Source organism: Psychrobacter sanguinis (assembly GCF_020736705.1).
Taxonomy (GTDB): domain Bacteria; phylum Pseudomonadota; class Gammaproteobacteria; order Pseudomonadales; family Moraxellaceae; genus Psychrobacter; species Psychrobacter sanguinis.
In genome coordinates, this window is sequence record NZ_CP085990.1 from 1,225,649 (window position 1) to 1,245,271 (window position 19,623).

Below are 19,623 nucleotides of genomic sequence, written 5' to 3' on the forward strand. Positions count from 1 at the left end.
CCCAAGAGTTAAATTAAGTCGATTAAAACATACTAATTAAAGTCGTAACGATAGCCCATTACTTCATTATTGGAGTAATGGGCTTTTTGTATTGCAATGATATCGAATGGCATTATGGAGTATAGCTAAGTGTCATTAAGGCTTAATAAGCCTTTGTTAGATTAATGAGTTTGTTGAAAGTACTGTCAATTTATTCACAATTTCCATTTTTTAAATAATCTCTATTGTTTAAGTGCTTTTAATTCTTTAACCACTCTCTATTTTAACTACTCCCTATAAGGTCACTTCATGTCATCATCTCTAAATGAACCCGATTTAAATACTAAATTAACTACTGACGTTGAATCATATAAAGTTATAGCCAATAGTTTAATAATGACAGGGGCGTTCTCAATAAGTTTGCTGTTATCAGCTTGTGCTGGCCAAGGAGCAAACAGTCAAACAAATGATAATAAAATGGTAACTGGGCAAGTTAGCAGTGATAAAGCGGCTACTACACGCTATAAAAGCGTGACCTTTAATCCCGCTGGTAGCTATGTACATGGCAATTTTGACAAATCAGCGGCGGAAATTATCGCTTTTCATCCAGCAACAAAACGTAGCTTCGTAGTCAATGCTCAAAATAAGAAAGTGGATGTCATCGACTTATCTGATATTCATAAACCTGTCTTGGTACGTTCATTGGTGGTATCTGATATTGGCAGCGTCGTTAATAGCGTGGCAATACAGGGAGATACGATAGCACTCGCTGTCCAAGCCAACGTAAAAACTGATAACGGTCATGTGGTGCTATTTGATGCTAAGACTCTTGAACGTGTTCAGGTAATTGAAGTCGGTGCGTTACCAGATATGGTCACTTTCACCCATGATGGCCAATATCTGTTAGTGGCTAATGAGGGCGAGCCAGATGAAGAATATAAAGTTGATGCTGAAGGGTCTATCAGTATTATTAATCTGAAAAACATTCAAAGCCCTATCGTTAAGACGGCGACTTTCAACAAGTTTAATAGCCAAAAGCAACAGCTAATTGACGCAGGTGTACGCATCTTTGGTAAAAAAGCAGATGGTACCAAAAGTACAGTAGCAGAAGATTTAGAGCCAGAATATATTGTGGTAAATAAAGACAACAAGACAGCTTATGTCAGCTTACAAGAAAACAATGCGATTGCAGTTGTTGATATTGCAAGTGCTCAAGTGACCAACCTTAAACCACTGGGTGCTAAAGACCATTCGATAGAGGGTAATGAGCTAGATGTCAGTAATAAAGATGGGGCCATCAATATTACAACGTGGCCTATTATGGGCATGTACATGCCAGATGCGATTGCGTATTACACGGTCGATGGTAAAGAATATATTATCACTGCCAATGAGGGTGACGCTCGTGAATGGGGTAAATTTGATGAGCAGGTGGGCTTTAATGATATTAAGACTGACCCTGCAAAATTTAACCGTCAAGCTTGTCATAACCTAGACTGTGGTGATAAAAAAGCATTGGGTAAAATTGATTTTTCAGCCTCAATCGGTGATAGCAATGGGGATGGAATCTATGAGAATCTATACAGTTTTGGCGCTCGCTCATTTAGTATTTGGGATGTTGATAATTTGACAACACCAGTGTTTGACAGTGGCAGCTTCATGGGTAAGTATACGGCCCAAAAATATCCAAATAACTTTAATGCCAGCAATGACAAGAACGACTTTGATGATCGCAGTGATAATAAAGGGGTAGAGCCAGAAGGGGTAGCTGTCGGTCAAGTAGGTTCACAGACTATTGCTTTCGTTGGCCTTGAGCGTATCTCAAGCATCATGGCTTTCGATGTGACCAATCCTAAGCAGGCTAAATTTTTAGGCGAAATAAACACACGTACATTTGATGATAAAAAATTAAAAGCGGCTAAAGAGGGCAGTGCACCGGCCAATGCAGATGGAGATTTAGGTCCTGAGGGGTTAACCTTTATATCTACGGAAAACTCTCCTTCTGGCAAGCCATTACTGTTGGTTGGCTTTGAGGTTAGTGGTAGTTCTCGAGTCTTTGAATTAGACTTCTCAACGGCAGCAGCAAAATAGCTAGAACCGCACAATAAATGTAGAATAGGATAAAAGTCATTAACTATAACTTTTATCCTATTTTTTTGAGTTTCTAAATGCCGATCTTCTAACTCATAGTCAAAAAGGGCTAAGGGGTTGGCTGACTAGTTTGACTGACTATAGATTAGCTGAGCTTTTTGAATCGCAGCTCTTATCGTCGGCAAGTTTTGTTCAGTGGCTTTGACGCCCGCTTCAATGGCTGCTTCACGATTTACAGTACTAATAGCACTGATATTAGCAACATCGGGTCGAATAATAACATCTGCTCGCCCTATTTCTGCCTTATTGATGGTTTCGTAGTTTTGAGTATAAGGTCCAGACTTTTTATCGGCAGTCGACCCTTTATTATAGGTATTATAACCTTGCTCAATAAGCGACCAGAGGCTTTTGTTCTTTGATCCTGCTTGAGAGGGTGACTCTTTATCCACTTGCAAATCAACCGCAATGACGACATCGGCCCCTAAGGCTTTAGCGGCATCTACTGGCACGATACTGACTACCCCGCCATCCACATACTTTTTGCCTATCTGTCCTGACGCTTTAGGGTCAGGAATACGAGGAGCGATAAATACATTGGGGACACTACTCGACGCTTGTACAATGAGACCCGCTTCACCTTCAGTAAAGACAGCTTTCTGTAGCGTGTGTTTTTCGGCAGCCACGGCGGCAAAGCGGATAGGGAAAGACTCAATAGGTTTGTGATTGACTTGATTGTTCACGAAATTACGAAGTTTTTCCCCTTCAATAATCCCTTGGTAGGATAGGGTAAAGTCAGTGAGTTCACTATCAGGTGTGGTACGTGCTATGGATTCTAAATCAGTAGCAGACTTGCCACTGGCGTAGAGACTACCCACAAAACTACCGATACTGGTGCCAACGACTAAGTTTGGGGTGATATTATTGGCTTCTAATGCTTTGATGACCCCAACATGGGCAAAGCCTTTGGCACCGCCACCCCCCAACACCAAGGCTATTACTGGCCGTTTGGTATTAGTAGAGGAAGTAGAAGTCGCCCTGTCATCTACCGGAAGAGTACTACAGGCGGTTAACAGTAGCGATCCTGTCAGACTTAAGCCCACTACAACAGACTTTAGATAAGCTGATGTACTAAAAATGCCAATCGAAATCTGTGAAACCGGTTTAGCGGCTACAGGGTTACGCATCGTCGGATAACTCATCCGCCAAAGGGGTAAGCTCTAGCAGTTTGATAAAACGGCCTTCTACATCAATGACCGAGATATTCCAACCTTTGGTAATGACATGCTCACCTTCTAGGTCGCCCACATAGCCTAATTCCTGCATCACAAGCCCGCCCATGGTATCCACGTCTGTGTCATCAAAAGTGGTGTTCAGCTCTTCATTGCAGTCTTCAATCAAGGTTGAGGCTTGAACAATCCAAGTATTCGGCTTCTCAGGATGAGGAATGATGTTATTAATATCGCTGTCTTCATCAAAGTCATCATGCTCATCAACAATATCGCCCACAATTTCTTCTAGCAGGTCTTCCATGGTAACCACGCCAACCATGTTGCCAAACTCGTCGACTACCACCGCCATATGAACTTGGGTGCGCTGTAAAGAACGTAGTAAGGTATCAGAACGTGCGGTTTCACTGATATATAGAGGCTGACGAATTAATGACTTCAAGCGAAAAGAGATGTCCACATCCTCCTCTTGGCGAATCATATTAACCAACAATGGAATCAAATCTTTTGCCAATAGGATACCAATAACTGCATCATCATCTTGGCTGTCAAAGACCGGATAACGAGAGTGATTGGTCTCCATTATCATATCCATGATATCTGCTAATGTATCGTGTTCACGGACACCTTCTACTTGCGGGCGAGGGGTCATGATTTCACGAACTTGAGTAGCAGGTAGGTCTAACACCCCTTCCAACATATCTACAGTATCAGGCTCTAAAAACTGATGGGAATTTTGTACCAGCTTTATCAACTCGTCACGAGTCTCAGGGGCAGTATGTAGCCAACGCTTTAAACCGCGCATCGACCAGCTGGCTGTGCCAGAATTGTCATCAGACATGGGGAGAATATCACCTCGTATGGTTATTTAGTTGCTCTCACTTTATCCCAAGGAAGATTTATATTCAACGCCAAACCCCAATATTTTGTCGGCTATTTTGTATTGTCACTGTGTCTTACGATTTGCTAAGTTATGGCGACTAAAATACACTTACCCCAATACTGCATCCGGGATATCACTTATTATGTCAAAAAACAGCTCACTTACGCCTACAAATAGCCAAATAGGGAACCCTAATACTGGGGTAAAGAAAGTAGCAGTCACTCTGGGTAAGGTTCTATTTTCACTGGTTTTTTTGCTAGCAGTTCTCTGGGCTGGACTTATATTTTGGGTGCATTTGGCAGAGTATAATGTTTTGCGTTGGCTATCTGTCATTTGCATTGCTTTATTCAGTATTATGACCCTTAAAGTGACGCTTAACCAAGATCGATATTGGCAACAGTGGCTAGTAGGATTTATGTCTCTGTGGTTGATGCTAGCGGCTTGGTTTGTGTGGTTGCCTCCCAAGCAAGACCGATCATGGATGCCAGAAGTCAGTCAAGTATTACAATTTACCCAAAACTCCCGCAGTCCTAATTTAATTACCTTACACAATGTGCGTAATTTCGATTGGGTACGGGCACCAGGGTCTGAAAAATTAATACAACCTACACAGCCCTATTATTACAAGGCAGTGGAACAAGGCGGGCAAGACGTGGTGGCCAAAGAGCGCTGGAGTGAGCGCACCATTGACTTAAATAAGCTTAGCGGCGTAGATATTATTAATTCTTATTGGATGGGGGAGCAAATAGGTCATACGCTATTGAGCTTTAGATTTGAAGATGAGCGTCCATTAAGTTTTTCTATCGAAATACGCAAAGAAGAAGATGAGTCTTTTTCAGCCTTTGGGGGTTTCGTCAAACAATTTGAACTGGCGGTGGTCGCCTCAGAAGAACGAGACATTGTCTATACCCGCAGTAATGTCCGTGGTGAGCAGGTATATATGTTCCCTATTCAAGGCCTGACTCAACCGCAGGTACAGCAGCTATTTATGGCTTATTTGCAACATGCTAAGGAGTTACAACAACATCCTCAATGGTATAACACCCTGATTAGGAACTGTACCACGGTTATTTTTGACATGGCTCGAGCGATTGATCCTCAATCGTTCCCCTGGGATTATCGAATTTTAGCTTCAGGCTATGTGCCCAATTATTTATATGATGAAGGTTTGTTACCGCAGCAGATTAATGGGGCACCGCACCATTGGGATATAGATCAGTGGTATATTAAGGCGCACGTTAATCCAAAGGTAGCGGACTTTAGCTTTGAGGACAACCAAGATCCAGATGCCTATTCAAAAAAAGTCCGTCAAGGTTTACCGCAGCCACGTTTGGTGCCCTAGGCTGGCCTTTTGAATAAGACTTGCCAGTTTGATAGGGAAGGCAAGCACCTACATCTGCCGCATCAGGACTTCAGGCAAGATAGAATCCTTGAGTAGCCACCATGTTACGGGGTCACTGACCTGACGTAAGAAGGGATCAAAAGGTGGCGCTATGAAAATGAACATCAATAAGATGGTATAAAGACCCACATAGTAATAGCGCTGAGAGTCCTGATAAAATTTCATCGCTGTACCTGAAGAGCGCTTTAAACGTCGGTTGAGTAAGTCGACACTATAGGCTTCATCTAAGCCAAGATGAACTAGAGAGCCTAAGAATAAAAATGCGCCATAAAACCAGCTTACGATAGAAGAGGTTTCTAACACATAATAGTTCAAGCAGGTCAGACCTAAGGCTAAGACCAACATGTAAGGAACAGAGTGAATAATGCCGCGGTGTACCGTTAATTTCGTGAAAATGGAAAACACGGTATAGCGCATTAGTAAATAACCGGTGAGCCATAGTAGGATCATAGACACTAAAGATAATTCACTGCGCCAATGAATCACTAAAGCAAAAGCAGTCGCTAAGGATACCAAGTCAAATCCCATTTTTATGGGAGTTGAATTGTCTGAATCGATATCGGGAAGTAGACCACCCACAGTGCCGGCCAATACACACATCAAAAACTCATATGCGTCTACTAAACCGGCCTTATAGGTTACCAAGCCCAAAACCCCACTGACCGCAAAACCGCCAGTGAGGTGGGTTCTAAAATTTGCCACGTATTATTAACCTAATGATAGTATGAATGAGATGGCTAATAGTGCCAGATAATATTTATTAAAGACAGAAAGTATTAAAGACAAAAAGAGTACCAAAAGTTCTCACTAAAAGTAACTGCTGTCTTTGTATTGCCCATAATTTAGGCAGCTCTTGTTTAATTAAAAGCTGCCTAATAAAACTAAACGCCAACTATTGCCTCAACGCTAAATAACGTCTTAAGGGACGCTATTTTAAGCTTAAAAGGTTTTTTGGTGTAAGATTTCTTCCATGCGTTTTGCCAAACGAATGTCATGGCTTGAAATACCATTTAAATCGTGAGTAGTTAGGCGCACATGGACTTGATTATAGATATTGGTCCATTCAGGGTGATGTTCTAATTCCTGAGCACGGAAAGAAGCTTGAACCATAAAGCTAATGGCTTCGACAAAGTCATGAAACACGAAGGTTTTAACTATGGCATTGCCTTCTTTGGTCCACCCTTCTAAATCTTGTAATTGTAGTTCAACTTGAGCGTCGGCGAGATGGCTCATAAAGCCCTCCTAAATAAAGTCAAAGATGCTTATATTAATATGCTAGAGCACAGACAATGCAGTCTCTCGCTTATTATATAGGATTAATTATGGTCTGAGAGCCTACCTAAGTAGCGATTACTACTTATTTTTTACTTATTATTTGAGACGGCTTAGTGCTTATTTCTTTCTTATTTAAACCTTACAGCAGTAGATCTTGATACTCTGCATGTTTGTTAATATAAGACGCCACAAAAGAACAGGTAGGGATCACTTTTTTGCCTTCATTACGGGCATAATCTAAAGCGTGTTTTACCAAAGCTGAGCCGACTCCTTTTCCGCCTAGTTCAGAGGGAACAATAGTATGGTCATAGACAATCCGGTCACCTTGGTCTTGGTAGCTAATGAAACCAGTATGCCCTTCAATGGTGGTTTCAAAACGGTTCGCCGCTTGATTGTGAGTAATGTCGATTGCCTGCGTCATAAAGGTCTCCTCATTGTTATTGTACTGATGGTTATTTTATTGATGATTTTTTCATTGATGATTAGTTTATTAACGCTTATTTATAAACCGTTATTTCACAACTTATTATTTTACATTGAGCTATGACCGCATATTGATGCTTATTTGGCAGTGATATGTTGGTTATTTGCCAATTACGTGGGTCATTTTCAAGTCATTATTATAAGCTCGTTTTGACTACTCTAGCACAAAGCAAAACCATTATTGAATAGTATTATTGTGCCTTTAGCGACTTTTAAATTGTCAAAACATCATAAGTGTTCACGTCAATAGCGATAAGGGCTTAAAATAATGAAATAGGCTGAAAATATAACTTTTTTCGGAAAGCGAGGGGATATTGTAAAACTCATCTACTGTAACAATAAACCAAGACATTAGATGATAACTTTAGGCCAATATGCGATAATGCCAGTTAACTATTTATTCAGTTTTTAATTAAGTTTTAATTAGTTTTCAATAGCGATTAATCTAAGTAATGGAGTCTTAATGGCACACTATATTTATACCATGAACAAGGTATCAAAACTTGTTCCACCCAAGCGCGAAATTTTGAAAGACATTAGTTTGTCTTTCTTCCCTGGCGCTAAAATTGGGGTTCTAGGCATTAACGGTGCGGGTAAATCAACTTTACTACGCATTATGGCTGGCGTGGACACAGATTATAGTGGTGAGGCCCGTGCTCAACCCGGTACTAAAATCGGTTATTTACCACAAGAGCCACAGCTTGACGATAGCAAAGATGTGCGTGGCAACGTTGAAGATGGTATGCGTGAAGCCTTAGATGCTTTGGCACGCCTTGATGAGATTTACGCTGAGTACGCCGCACCAGACGCTGACTTCGATAAGCTTGCTGAAGAGCAAGGTAAGATGGAAGACATCATCCAAGCATGGGATGCGCATAACTTAAACACTCAGCTGGAAAAAGCTGCTGACGCGTTACGTCTGCCACCTTGGGATGCTGAAGTTAGCAAATTATCTGGGGGTGAAAAACGCCGTGTGGCCCTTTGTCGTCTATTATTGTCTCGCCCAGACATGCTACTTCTTGACGAACCAACCAACCACTTGGACGCTGAATCTGTGGCGTGGCTAGAGCAGTTCTTGAAGAACTTTAGCGGTACTATCGTTGCTATTACCCACGATAGATACTTCCTTGATAACGTGGCTGAGTGGATTCTTGAACTTGACCGTGGTTATGGCTACCCTTATGAAGGTAACTATACTGAGTGGCTAGAGCAAAAGAACAAGCGTCTAGAAGAGCAGAACAAGCAAGAAGAATCATTTGCTAAAGCGCTGAAGAAAGAGCTTGAGTGGGTTCGTAAAAATCAGAAAGGTCAGCAGGCCAAATCTAAATCTCGTATCCAGCGCTTCGAAGAGTTAAACTCTAAAGAATTCCAACAGCGTAACGAAACTTCTGAAATTTATATTCCACCAGGTCCACGTTTAGGTAATAAAGTAATTGAGGTGAACAACATCTCAAAATCTTTCGGTGATCGTCTACTGTATGAAAACCTAAGCTTTAATGTGCCACCAGCCGCCATCGTAGGTATTATTGGTCCAAACGGTGCCGGTAAAACCACTCTGTTTAATATGATGACAGGATTGGATAAACCTGACACCGGAACTGTCGAACTGGGTGAAAGTGTGAAAGTTGCCTATGTGGGTCAGGTTCGTGATAATTTAGATGACAGCAAGACGGTGTGGGAAGAAGTCTCTGACGGTCTGGACATCATCAAAGTAGGCGACTATGAAACCCCAAGCCGTGCGTACATTGGCCGCTTTAACTTCAAAGGTCAAGATCAGCAGAAACTGGTGGGCAACTTATCCGGTGGTGAGCGTAACCGTCTACAATTAGCGAAAACGCTAAAGCAAGGCGCTAACGTAATCTTACTGGATGAACCATCAAACGACTTGGACGTTGAAACACTACGTGCTCTAGAAGATGCGATTCAAGTCTTCCCAGGCACCGTTCTAGTTGTGTCGCATGACCGCTGGTTCTTAGACCGTATTGCCACTCATATCCTTGCGTTTGAGCCAGAAGGCCCAGTATGGTATGACGGTAACTACTCAGAGTACGAAGCGTATCGTAAGAAAACTTTGGGTGACGATGCCGGTCCTAAACGCATGAAATATAAGAAAATCTCTAGCTAGTTTTACTTAGACTAAGCGATTATAGTCAGTGATACATTACTGACCGTAAAAAAGCCAGATAGCCGCTCATTGTATAGAGCGGATATCTGGCTTTTATTTTATGTTCTAAATTTTGTATGTCGTTATTTCAAAAACTTAACCGTGCCTGAAGTACCTGTCGACATGGCATCATTGGCTAGGTTATTTTTTTCAATAATCTCTTCAGGGTCTGGACGTCTTTCGATATGGCCACAGTGGGTACATTCAATGTATTCGTCAGCTTCAGGTTCAAATATTTGAACCTGAACCACAGCGTCCATTGTCTGACACTTAGGGCAACTAACGCCCGCTAAAAACTGACGCTTGGGACGGGTAGATTGATAACGCATATCAGGCCACCTCGCCATCTTTTTCATCAACGAAACCACCATGACGAAGTAGCGCATCAATGCTGGCTTCACGACCTCTGAAGTTCTCAAAGTTGGTCTTGGCAGGCAAGCTACCTCCAACGGCTAAGATGTTTTCACGGAAAGCTTGGCCAGTCGCTGCATTAAACACACCTTCTTCCTCAAAGCGACTAAAGGCATCTGCAGACAATAACTCTGCCCATTTATAAGAGTAATAACCGGCCGCGTAGCCCCCGGCAAAGATATGACTAAAGCCATTGGCAAAGCGGTTATAATCTGGGGTTGGTGTCACCGCCACATCGTCACGTACCTGATCTAAAGTCGATAAAATACCCTGATAATCCGGTGCTGGTGAAGCAGCGTGAATTAATAAGTCAAACAGTGCAAATTCAATCTGGCGCAGAGTCTGCATACCGCTTTGGAAGTTTTTAGCCGCCAATAATGCTTCAAGCTGAGATTTAGGCAGTGGTTCACCTGAATCTACATGAGCACTGATTAGCGCAATGCCCTCAGAGTTCCAAGCCCAGTTTTCTAAAAATTGGCTTGGTAGTTCGACAGCATCCCACTCAACCCCATTAACGCCTGCCACATCGCTGATACTGACCTCAGTCAATAAGTGATGTAGACCATGCCCAAACTCATGGAATAAGGTCAGCACTTCATCATGAGTTAACAAACTAGGTTTGTCAGCAGTAGGTGGCGTGAAGTTACCTACCATAAAACAAACAGGCAACTGTGAGTAGGTGTCACTTGCCCCTAAATACTCATAACGGGCTTGGAAACCACTCATCCATGCGCCGCCACGTTTACCGCTACGGGCATATAGATCAAAGTAAAAGCCACCAATTAAGCGCTCATCGCCCACTTCATTTTTATCGAACAGCTGATAGAAGCGAACATCGTCATGCCATAAAGAGACTTTATCCGACATTTCTACAGCACGTACTCCAAATAGCTTATTCACAATACTGAATAAGCCGTCAATCACTCTAGGTAAAGGGAAGTACGGACGAATTTCTTCTTGTGACAATTTGAATTTGGCTTGTTTTACTTTTTCGGCAAGATAGGCAGTGTCCCAAGGCTCAATATTATCGATGCCATAATTAATGGCTTCGGCTTTTAATTGTTCTAAATCACGTTGGGCTGCTGGCGTTGCCTTTTCAGCCAAATCACGTAAGAAGCTTTCTACTTGTTCGGCACTGTCTGCCATCTTGCGAGATAGCGAAACTTGGGCGTAGTTATCGAAACCCAATAGCTTAGATTTCTTCGCTCGCAGTGCCAGAATCTCAGCCATGACTTGACTGTTGTCCAACGACTCATCTTTGCTGTTTTTGTGGTTATCAAGTTCTGAGGCACGGGTAACATAAGCTTTATAAAGAGTCTCACGCAGGTCTCGGTCATCCGCATGGGTCATCACTGCCAGATATACTGGGATATCTAGTGTGGCCACATACTCAGGCTTATCTTCTAACGATTTGCCAGTCTCTGACTGTTTGGCAATATACTGCTCAGCGGCTGCTTTCAGTATGGCAAGCCCACTTTCAGTAATACCAGCAAGCTGTTCTTCTTTTAAAGGCAATGCATAAGCTTGAGTGGCATCTAAAATATTGTCCGAAAACTTCGCTGATAGGGTAGAGAGTTGACTTTGAATCTCAGCATAATCGCTTTGCTTGTCAGCATCCAATGCCACTCCAGATAACTCAAAGCTTTGAATAGCAAGTTCAATAGCACGCTGGCGGGCAGGCTCTAACGCATCAAAAAAAGTATGGTCGTTTTTGATGGCTTGATAGCGGGTATATAGCGGTTTATTTTGACCGACACGAGTACTAAACGCAGACAGTAGCGGTAGCATCTCATGATGTACCTCACGAATGTCTTCGTTACTCATCACACTGTTAAGATGAGATAAGATGCCCCAACTACGGTCTAAATTAAGCCCGATATGATCAAATTCAATAATATCTGTTAAGGCTGGCTGCGGCTGTACTACAGCGTCAGGTTGTTGCTCAAATTGTTCATCCAACTTATCTAGAAATTGGTTACCAGAATCAATGGCCTCAGTTATTTGAGCTTTTAACTGTTCTGGGGTTACCTGATTAAAATCAACCAATTTTAAATTTGGATCAATGTCGATGGTAGAAGAGGGAGTTTGCATAAACAAGTCCATAACGATAAAAAGTGAAGGTACTTATAACTATTGAGTCTATTACCTAAGATTGCAAGTCATTAATAAACGCACCCTAAGGCTAAAGTGCTTTAGTCAATATTATTCAGCATAAGGCTAGTTAACAAAGAGCGTTTCTAATTACCATTGAGTGCTGTTAAAAGCAGATCTAGCATGAGTAATAGCAGAATAAAGAGAATGACTATTATCAATTCATAATGATAATTACATAACGGTGACAACCATCGACAATCTACTAATATTGTTTACAATCACCCTATAGCTAATAAGGATTTTGGTTGATAAGGTAAAGGGATAGGAATTATTAAATATAGCTTATAGATTTATAAATATTCTAGATAAATAAGCCAATATATAAGACCCAGTTGCATAAGACTGGATTTTTAAATTATAGGTATCAGTTTATAAAATAAGACCTGTCAGAATAAGACATGGCTTAACACCTATAATCTTCTATACCTATAAGCTTAAATAATAACTAACGATAAGCTTAGATAATTATAAACAATAGATAGAATTTAGCTTTTGAGTCATAACCGTTTAGATATTAATAAATTAACTATAAAAAGGATTACTTTATGAAAGCCACTTTAAAAAGTTTACGTGAAACAACCGCAAAGCCTGCTGTTAGTATCTTTGTAAAAACGCATAGACAGCATCCAGATAATGAGCAAGACCCTATTGCCTTAAAAAACCAACTTAAAGTTGCGGAAGAGCGTATTACTGATGAATACGACAAAAATACAGCAACTACTATCTTAGAAAATATTCACGCTAAAACAAACGATTTAAACCATAACTATAATTTAGACACATTGGCTATCTTTGCGAGCAAAGATGATGCGCAAGTAGTGCGTTTACCGTTTGATGCCAAAGAGCGTGTGATCATTGATGAACGCTTTGCTACTCGTGATTTGGTTCGTGATATGGCAAGTGCCGTTCACTACTATATTGTGGTGCTAGGTCGTGACCAAGCCCGTCTCATTGAAGCCGCTAATAACCGTGTGGTTAAAGAGTTTGATGCAGATGATGCTGCCCAGAACAATATGGAAAATATTCCTTTCCCTATTGAAAATAACAGCTTATATAAAACAGGCGATGGCGGCTCTGACCGTTCAGCCAACAACGAAAATAGTGTTCTAAAAGAATACTTTAACCGTATTGATAAAAGTGTCCAAGAGCTTTGGGGCGAGCATAAAATGCCGTTAGTGCTTGTCGGTGACAATCGAAATATTAGTTACTATAAAGAAGTGTGTGACCGCCCAGAAAATATCATTGGCGCAGTGTCTAATGTTACTGACTTAGAGCAGGGCAGTGCTCAGCATATCGTTGATGGAGTACAAGAAGCTGTAGAGGACTATCGTACGTCGCTTCATGAAGCTGCTTTAGGCGAAATTGATAAAGCCCGTGGTGCAGATGTTTTGCGTACTGATTTACAAGAAATTTATCGTTCTGCCTTCCAAGGTGCTGGCGAGACTCTATATGTTCGTCGTGGCTATATGCAGCCTGCGAAAATCGATGAAAAAGCACAGACTTTAACGTTGGCTGACGATCCTGCAGCAGAAGGCGTAACGGATGATGCGATTAGTGATATCATTGAGCATGTGATGCACAATGGCGGTAAGGTGGTGTTCTTACCTGAAGAACTGATGGGCGATGACCTACCCATTGCTTTGGTAACTCGCTATTAGATTTTTGTCTCATTAATCATTTATAGCCATTAATTATCTGTTAGTAGTTATCCGTTATTAATTTGCGAATAGTAGTGAACTGATAAAATAATGAGCTGATAGAAAAAACACTGATTTTATGTCAGTGTTTTTTTATGGGCTAAGGTTTATCGATCTAATACCAATTCTAAAAAATAACACTCAAGTCGCACCACTCCCGCTGAGTGATAGACCTAATTAAGTTAGTCTCATTACACAATGCATTCCAAGCGTCACATGCCGCATCGACAATCGCATCATAACTCTCAAAACAGCGATTAGATAACCAATGCTGTTTAAGGTACTGCCATACCTGTTCAGCAGGGTTAAGCTCAGGTGAGTAGGGAGGCAATTTAAGCATGGTCACATTGTCTTGATCCAAACTTGGTTGGTGCCATAGCGCCCCATCCATAACCACCACGGCATGCCGACCTTCAGGAACAGCTTTACTGATTTCCTCCATATGCAATGCCATGGCTTGCTTATTCACATAAGGTAGAACAAGTCCAACACTCTCACCTGTCGCCGGATTAAAGGCACCAAATAGATAAGTCGATTCAAACTGCTGTTGCCTGACGACTCGAGGTCTTTGTCCTTTATAGTGCCAAACCCTTGTGATAGAGCCTTGTTGGCCAATACGTGTTTCATCCTGAAACCATATATCAACTTGCTTGATATCAACACCATCAGGTAGAACTTGCTTTACCTGCTCAAGGAAGTTTTTTTATATGCCTCCATGACTTTAGGATCTGCCTTAGGATGCTGACTACGCGCAGATATCCAGCTCATACCAATACGTTTCATGAGAGGATAGATCGCTTTAGGGGTATAGTTGGCGTTAAATTGTTCCTTGGCGATTTGTGCGATGTCTTTTGCCGTGAGCCTACCACCACCTCTTTGCTGCTGAGCTTCTACTATCGCTTGTTTGAATGGTTCTATGTCTTTTTCTGCTAAAAGACTCTTTCTGCCTCTGCCAGCTGCGTCATAGACACTAGTGATACCATGCAACCAGTATTTCCTTCTTATGGTATAGACGCCTCTAGGGTTATAGCCAAAGTTCTCTGCTACGGTCGCTATAGGATGACCTTGACTCAGTTGATGCAGCATGAGTAGTCTGATTCGCGCTCTGGCATTGCCTTCTGTTTTAGATAGTTGCAGAAAATCGTGGTCTGTGAGTTTATGATTTCTAGGGGTCTTTTTCGGCATATGATTCTATTATGTTGTTGAGTTGATTATATTGTATATTATTTTGTGGAATTGGTATAATAGGTAGAATCAATAAGTAGTGATAGAAGCATAAAGAAAGGTTATAAATAATTATTAACAATTATTAGAATTTAAAAACGAATATCCCTCAAAACATTGAGTGATTAATACTATAATTGTTTTAAGGCTAAAGTTATTTTAAAGCTAAAACATGAATAATTATTAATAACGATCCATAATCGGTAATAGCCCTTAGTTTAGAAAGAAACCGATATACTTTCTTTTCTTTTTATTGCTCTTAAAATTCATACTGCTCTTAAACTTCTAAAAATATTATAAAAATAAGTAAATTAAAAATGATTAATTCTAACAGTATTACGGTGACCACCTATAACATACACAAAGGTATGTCGCCGCTAAACCGCCATGTGGTCACTCAAAGAATGGGCTTGGCTCTAAAACAAATCAATCCTGATATTATGTGCTTGCAAGAAGTACAAGGTCAGAACTTGAAGCGCATGCTCAAATACAATGAATATCCGAACCAATCGCAGCATGAGTGGTTTGGAGAGTTTTTGGACTGTCAACACAGCTATGGCAAAAATTCGGAGTATGGCAATGGTCATCATGGCAATGCTGTACTTAGTCGCCATCCTTTAGACCCCAAGCACAATGTCAATATTACTGTGAATAAGCTTGAACAAAGGGGGGTGCTACACTGTGAAGTGCTGCCGCTAGGTTGGGAGGAACCTGTAGTTGTATTGTGTGCCCATTTAAATCTGTTAGAGAACGATAGAGAAAAGCAGTACAGAGCGATTGCGGCTTATGTTAACGATACCATTGATCAAAATCGTCCTTTAATATTGGCAGGCGATTTTAATGATTGGAAAAAAGTGTCTTGTCAGAAGTTAGCAGATGAGCTGAATATGACAGAAGCTTTTATGGAAATGCATCACAAGTTATTGCCCACTTATCCTGCCAAACTTCCAGTACTTAGCTTAGACCGTATTTATGTGCGTAACCTAAAAATTAAACGAGCATGGGTACACAAAGGTAAACCATGGTCTTCCTTATCCGATCACCTGCCTATCAGTGCGGAGCTTTGTCCATAAACTTTCATCGTCAAAGCAAATAGCGTTTACTTATTATTCTATTCTGCATCTATGGCTAAGCAACTAACCTAAAAAAAAGAGCTGTCCATTTTGGACAGCTCTTTTTTAATAACCTTGGTTAAGTGAAATTTATCCGCTTAAGCAGGTTTCACTTATAATCTAACTTAAGACTTAGGTTTGCCACGGCCTCGGCTATTACGGCGACGAGAAGGTTTCTTCTCATCAGCGCCTTTACTTTGACCATTTTGATTAGACTGTTTTTGCTTTGCCTTAGTCGCCGTATCATCTTTCTTAGTCTGGTTTAGCGCACTGGCTTTAAGCTTAGCAATAAGCTCAAAATCAATTTGCAATAAGTCCATATTGACTGCAGCTACCTTAATGCGTACTAAGTCGCCTAAGCCGTAGACAGTACCTTTGTCTTGACCAATAAGCTGCTGCTGTTTTTCATCATAAACGAAGTAGTCTTTACCCACATTAGAGATGTGCACTAGTCCATCGATAAATAACTCGGTCAAGTTGATGAATAAACCAAAACTGGTTACAGTGGTAACCACACCATCAAACTCTTCACCAACATGGTCTTTCATATAATGACACTTCAACCAGCTCTCTACGAAACGAGAGGCTTTTTCGGCACGGCGCTCAGTATCTGAAGTTTGCTGACCGGCTTCCTCAAGGGTGAAGTCCATTTCTGGTTGCTTCTTACCGGTTACTTTGGCTTTAATCGCACGGTGTAACATTAAGTCAGGATAACGGCGAATAGGCGAAGTAAAGTGCGAGTACTCATCATACGCTAAACCGAAGTGACCAATGTTATCTGGCGAGTATTTGGCTTGCATCATAGAGCGCAATAGCATGCTGTGAATACTGACAGCATCTGGACGGTCTTTAGTGGCTTCAATGATGCGCTTATAATCGGCCTGAGTTGGATTTTCTTCTGGGAAACTAATACCAAAGTTTTTCGCATACTCGTGTACGGTACGCGACTTTTCAGAGTCAGGCTTGTCGTGGTTGCGGTATAACACAGGCAGCTCATTTTTTAGAGCAAAGTTAGCCGCACACGTATTGGCCAATAGCATCAACTCTTCAATCAGTTTATGAGAATCGCCACGGGTACGAGGCACGATAGCATCAATGCCACCTTCTTCATTAAACTTAATGTAGGTTTCTGGCGTTTCAAACTCCATCGCATTACGCTCTTCGCGCTTTTTAACCAGCACTTTATACAACTGATGCATAGTATCGACAGATTTTTTAACGTCTTTATTGCCAGTTAGCGACTCAGGAACATTCTCCAAGTTGCCATCAAAGTAATCGTTTACTTGGTTATACGTTAAGCGAGCTTGAGAATGCATGACCGAGGGATAGAACTCATAGCCTGTGATATTACCGGCGCGTGATAGCTTGATGTCTGCCACCATACAAAGACGGTCAACACCTGGGTTTAAAGAACACAAACCGTTAGACAACACTTCAGGTAACATCGGTACCACATGATGTGGGAAATAAACTGAAGTACCACGTTCAAAGGCTTCATGGTCTAGCGCTGAGTTTGGAGTGACATAATGACTCACATCAGCAATGGCCACCACCACACGATAGTTACCACCTGAACGTTTTTCGGCATAGACCGCATCATCGAAATCGCGCGAGTCTTCCCCGTCGATAGTCACTAAAGGCAACTGACGAACATCAGTACGACCATTGATTTCTTTTTCAGTGGGTTCTTGATAACTGTTGGCTTGTTTTAGCACACCAGCACCAAACTCACTTGGAATATCGTAGTTTAATAAAGTGGTTTCGATGATCACTTCACGGTCATTATCATCGTCCATTACGTTGATAATTTTACCGGTGGCGAATTCATGCTGAGTGGGCCAGTCAATAATATCCACTTTAACCGGATAGCCAGGTTTGGCTTTCAAAGCTTCAACGTTTTGGGCAGTGACAGTAATCGGCTGATGATTATTGGGGCTAGATAAACTAACCGTATACCCTTCATCGTCTTTTTCCAAAGTACCGATAAAATGAGTCTGCTGACGGTCAATTACCTCAACAATACGGCCTTCTGTGCGGCCTCTATTATCGGTAGTGGTGCCAATGGCATTAACAGTATCACCGTTAAATACCCAGCGCATTTGTTTTTCGTGTAAGAACAAATCTGGCATATCGTCTAGTACAACGAAGCCAAAGCCTTTAGCGTGTGCAGACACAGTACCGGTGACCACATCTTGTTTGGTCACAGCACGATACTTATAAGGTCTGCCATCGCGGTTAACTTGGCCATCGCGACTCATCGCTTTTAGACGATTGCCAAGGGCATCAAATTGGTCTTCATTATCTATACCAAATGATTCAGCCAATTGTTTGTGAGTAAGCTCACCCTTATCGGCCAAAGTTTGCAAAATGAGCAAACGGCTAGGAATAGGGTTGTCATAGTTTTGAGCTTCTTGTTGTGCGTTAGGATCGTTCCAGGTCATATAATACCGTATGAGTTATTTGTATTTGAGGGGTGCTAGTAAAAAGACTGCCATCATTAGGCTAAAGTCATTACTAGACTAAAATTATTGCTAGATTAAAGTTATTAGTACTTATTTATTGGCATCTATCATCGGATTCTTATCATAAACAAAGAAGCCAATATAAAGTCATTTAGATTATTAATTATTGTATAAAAGAAGAGGTTATAAAAATATGCTAGGCCAAAATAACGCCTATCGAAGCTATATTAACATAAAAAAAGAGTTAATAAGTATGCACAACTATGATAGTACTCGTTAACTAACGTAAACAGAAGTTTTTGACTGTTAATTATTTAACGATTTCTTAAATGATTGGAGCTTCTAATAATCTGACCTTCTAATAATAAGTTATTCATCGGCATTCTAGCAACCGATAAAATGAGGCCAATAATTAATAAAGCCCTACCGGTAAGGGCAGGGCTTTATCAGATGCTATGTTTAGAAGAGACTATATATTAAGTGCTATATAGGTAGCTTCTATTTGATCAACTAAATACCTAAGACTATTTTTCTTGGCTTTTTTGATCTAAATAACGACCAATCTCATCTTTAAGTGCCAACTTACGACGCTTCATATCTTCGATTTCTTCTTCACGACTTACTGATTTAACCACGTCGTTTTCAAGCTTATCGATTTGCGTATCTAAATCATTGTGCTCTTTAAACATTTTTTGGAAATGAGTGTCAGTGTTTTTAAGCTCAGAGATTAAATCACGATGTTCAGGGAACATAATATTATCCTTTTAGTAGGTTTAAAACTTATATATAGATGATAAATAATTAAAAATTATTGAGTTGATATTTACCATCCACTGGTTGGAGAAAGCGTTATATTTCTTATTAATCTTTACTAAATTGTACCCAAAATAAGAAATAAAAACTACGACTAAAATCGATTATTTTTATCGAATTACAATCCCACTAATGAGCCTAAGGGACGCAGTTATATTACGACAGAACCACAGTAAATTGTAAGCCAGTAGTTTTGTATTTTAGAATGAAAATTAATATTAGTTTAGTTTTATCAATTGCATGATTA

17 protein-coding genes are annotated in these 19,623 nt (G+C 40.8%); 5 read left to right on the plus strand and 12 right to left on the minus strand.

The window, feature by feature from the left end:
- Positions 1-288: 288 nt before the first annotated feature.
- On the plus strand, positions 289-2,070 hold the full coding sequence (locus LK453_RS05185) for a choice-of-anchor I family protein (RefSeq protein ID WP_201541967.1): 1,782 nt from the start codon (positions 289-291) through the stop codon (positions 2,068-2,070).
- A gap of 125 nt (positions 2,071-2,195) precedes the next feature.
- On the opposite strand, the gene LK453_RS05190 is transcribed toward LK453_RS05185, so the two are convergent.
- From LK453_RS05190 to LK453_RS05200, 3 genes are all read right to left on the minus strand, one after another.
- Positions 2,196-3,254: a patatin-like phospholipase family protein gene (locus LK453_RS05190; RefSeq protein WP_201538026.1), complete on the minus strand. Its 1,059-nt coding sequence runs from the start codon at positions 3,252-3,254 to the stop codon at positions 2,196-2,198.
- Complete coding sequence (locus LK453_RS05195; RefSeq protein ID WP_007395953.1) at positions 3,247-4,137, minus strand: CBS domain-containing protein; 891 nt, start codon at positions 4,135-4,137, stop codon at positions 3,247-3,249. The genes LK453_RS05190 and LK453_RS05195 overlap by 8 nt, the downstream gene beginning before the upstream one ends.
- A gap of 150 nt (positions 4,138-4,287) precedes the next feature.
- The gene (locus tag LK453_RS05200; protein WP_227674446.1) at positions 4,288-4,512 is read right to left on the minus strand and encodes a hypothetical protein; all 225 of its coding nucleotides are present in this window, start codon (positions 4,510-4,512) and stop codon (positions 4,288-4,290) included.
- 22 nt (positions 4,513-4,534) lie between these two features.
- Between LK453_RS05200 and LK453_RS05205 the strand changes: the two genes are divergently transcribed.
- Positions 4,535-5,521, plus strand: coding sequence for an Lnb N-terminal periplasmic domain-containing protein (locus LK453_RS05205; RefSeq protein WP_227674445.1), 987 nt, complete (start codon positions 4,535-4,537; stop codon positions 5,519-5,521).
- Positions 5,522-5,569: 48 nt separating this feature from the next.
- Here LK453_RS05205 and LK453_RS05210 read toward each other — a convergent pair whose 3' ends face one another.
- From LK453_RS05210 to LK453_RS05220, 3 genes are all read right to left on the minus strand, one after another.
- Complete coding sequence (locus LK453_RS05210; protein WP_201541965.1) at positions 5,570-6,283, minus strand: metal-dependent hydrolase; 714 nt, start codon at positions 6,281-6,283, stop codon at positions 5,570-5,572.
- Between the two features lie 237 nt (positions 6,284-6,520).
- On the minus strand, positions 6,521-6,814 hold the full coding sequence (locus LK453_RS05215; RefSeq protein WP_007395950.1) for a 4a-hydroxytetrahydrobiopterin dehydratase: 294 nt from the start codon (positions 6,812-6,814) through the stop codon (positions 6,521-6,523).
- 181 nt (positions 6,815-6,995) lie between these two features.
- Complete coding sequence (locus LK453_RS05220; protein WP_201538022.1) at positions 6,996-7,277, minus strand: GNAT family N-acetyltransferase; 282 nt, start codon at positions 7,275-7,277, stop codon at positions 6,996-6,998.
- 525 nt (positions 7,278-7,802) lie between these two features.
- Between LK453_RS05220 and ettA the strand changes: the two genes are divergently transcribed.
- A complete protein-coding gene (ettA, locus tag LK453_RS05225; RefSeq protein ID WP_007395948.1) occupies positions 7,803-9,464 on the plus strand; it encodes an energy-dependent translational throttle protein EttA in 1,662 nt (553 codons plus the stop codon).
- Positions 9,465-9,586: 122 nt separating this feature from the next.
- On the opposite strand, the gene LK453_RS05230 is transcribed toward ettA, so the two are convergent.
- Entirely contained in the window at positions 9,587-9,832 is a 246-nt protein-coding gene (locus LK453_RS05230; protein WP_201529409.1) for a YheV family putative metal-binding protein, read from the minus strand.
- A gap of 1 nt (position 9,833) precedes the next feature.
- Positions 9,834-12,005 (minus strand): M3 family metallopeptidase, encoded by a 2,172-nt coding sequence (locus LK453_RS05235; RefSeq protein WP_201538020.1) that lies wholly within the window; start codon positions 12,003-12,005, stop codon positions 9,834-9,836.
- Positions 12,006-12,613: 608 nt separating this feature from the next.
- Here LK453_RS05235 and LK453_RS05240 point away from each other — a divergent pair.
- On the plus strand, positions 12,614-13,726 hold the full coding sequence (locus tag LK453_RS05240) for an AOC03_06830 family ribosome hibernation factor (RefSeq protein WP_201538018.1): 1,113 nt from the start codon (positions 12,614-12,616) through the stop codon (positions 13,724-13,726).
- Positions 13,727-13,892: 166 nt separating this feature from the next.
- On the opposite strand, the gene LK453_RS05245 is transcribed toward LK453_RS05240, so the two are convergent.
- Both LK453_RS05245 and LK453_RS05250 read right to left on the minus strand, forming a co-directional pair.
- Positions 13,893-14,420, minus strand: coding sequence for an IS630 family transposase (locus LK453_RS05245; protein WP_227954071.1), 528 nt, complete (start codon positions 14,418-14,420; stop codon positions 13,893-13,895).
- A gap of 26 nt (positions 14,421-14,446) precedes the next feature.
- Complete coding sequence (locus LK453_RS05250) at positions 14,447-14,950, minus strand: winged helix-turn-helix domain-containing protein (protein ID WP_227954005.1); 504 nt, start codon at positions 14,948-14,950, stop codon at positions 14,447-14,449.
- A gap of 356 nt (positions 14,951-15,306) precedes the next feature.
- On the opposite strand from LK453_RS05250, the gene LK453_RS05255 reads away from it, so the two are divergent.
- Complete coding sequence (locus tag LK453_RS05255; protein WP_007395943.1) at positions 15,307-16,062, plus strand: endonuclease/exonuclease/phosphatase family protein; 756 nt, start codon at positions 15,307-15,309, stop codon at positions 16,060-16,062.
- 164 nt (positions 16,063-16,226) lie between these two features.
- On the opposite strand, the gene rnr is transcribed toward LK453_RS05255, so the two are convergent.
- Both rnr and LK453_RS05265 read right to left on the minus strand, forming a co-directional pair.
- The gene (rnr, locus tag LK453_RS05260; RefSeq protein WP_201538016.1) at positions 16,227-18,542 is read right to left on the minus strand and encodes a ribonuclease R; all 2,316 of its coding nucleotides are present in this window, start codon (positions 18,540-18,542) and stop codon (positions 16,227-16,229) included.
- A 545-nt stretch (positions 18,543-19,087) separates the two neighbouring features.
- Complete coding sequence (locus LK453_RS05265; protein ID WP_201538014.1) at positions 19,088-19,315, minus strand: YdcH family protein; 228 nt, start codon at positions 19,313-19,315, stop codon at positions 19,088-19,090.
- Positions 19,316-19,623: the final 308 nt, after the last annotated feature.

Coding starts and splice junctions, on each gene's coding strand:
- LK453_RS05185 (WP_201541967.1), top strand. CDS start 289: ATGTCATCATCTCTAAATGAACCCGATTTAAATACTAAATTAACTACT.
- LK453_RS05190 (WP_201538026.1), bottom strand. CDS start 3,254: ATGCGTAACCCTGTAGCCGCTAAACCGGTTTCACAGATTTCGATTGGC.
- LK453_RS05195 (WP_007395953.1), bottom strand. CDS start 4,137: ATGTCTGATGACAATTCTGGCACAGCCAGCTGGTCGATGCGCGGTTTA.
- LK453_RS05200 (WP_227674446.1), bottom strand. CDS start 4,512: ATGACAGATAGCCAACGCAAAACATTATACTCTGCCAAATGCACCCAA.
- LK453_RS05205 (WP_227674445.1), top strand. CDS start 4,535: ATGACCCTTAAAGTGACGCTTAACCAAGATCGATATTGGCAACAGTGG.
- LK453_RS05215 (WP_007395950.1), bottom strand. CDS start 6,814: ATGAGCCATCTCGCCGACGCTCAAGTTGAACTACAATTACAAGATTTA.
- LK453_RS05220 (WP_201538022.1), bottom strand. CDS start 7,277: ATGACGCAGGCAATCGACATTACTCACAATCAAGCGGCGAACCGTTTT.
- ettA (WP_007395948.1), top strand. CDS start 7,803: ATGGCACACTATATTTATACCATGAACAAGGTATCAAAACTTGTTCCA.
- LK453_RS05230 (WP_201529409.1), bottom strand. CDS start 9,832: ATGCGTTATCAATCTACCCGTCCCAAGCGTCAGTTTTTAGCGGGCGTT.
- LK453_RS05235 (WP_201538020.1), bottom strand. CDS start 12,005: ATGCAAACTCCCTCTTCTACCATCGACATTGATCCAAATTTAAAATTG.
- LK453_RS05240 (WP_201538018.1), top strand. CDS start 12,614: ATGAAAGCCACTTTAAAAAGTTTACGTGAAACAACCGCAAAGCCTGCT.
- LK453_RS05250 (WP_227954005.1), bottom strand. CDS start 14,950: ATGCCGAAAAAGACCCCTAGAAATCATAAACTCACAGACCACGATTTT.
- LK453_RS05255 (WP_007395943.1), top strand. CDS start 15,307: ATGATTAATTCTAACAGTATTACGGTGACCACCTATAACATACACAAA.
- rnr (WP_201538016.1), bottom strand. CDS start 18,542: ATGACCTGGAACGATCCTAACGCACAACAAGAAGCTCAAAACTATGAC.
- LK453_RS05265 (WP_201538014.1), bottom strand. CDS start 19,315: ATGTTCCCTGAACATCGTGATTTAATCTCTGAGCTTAAAAACACTGAC.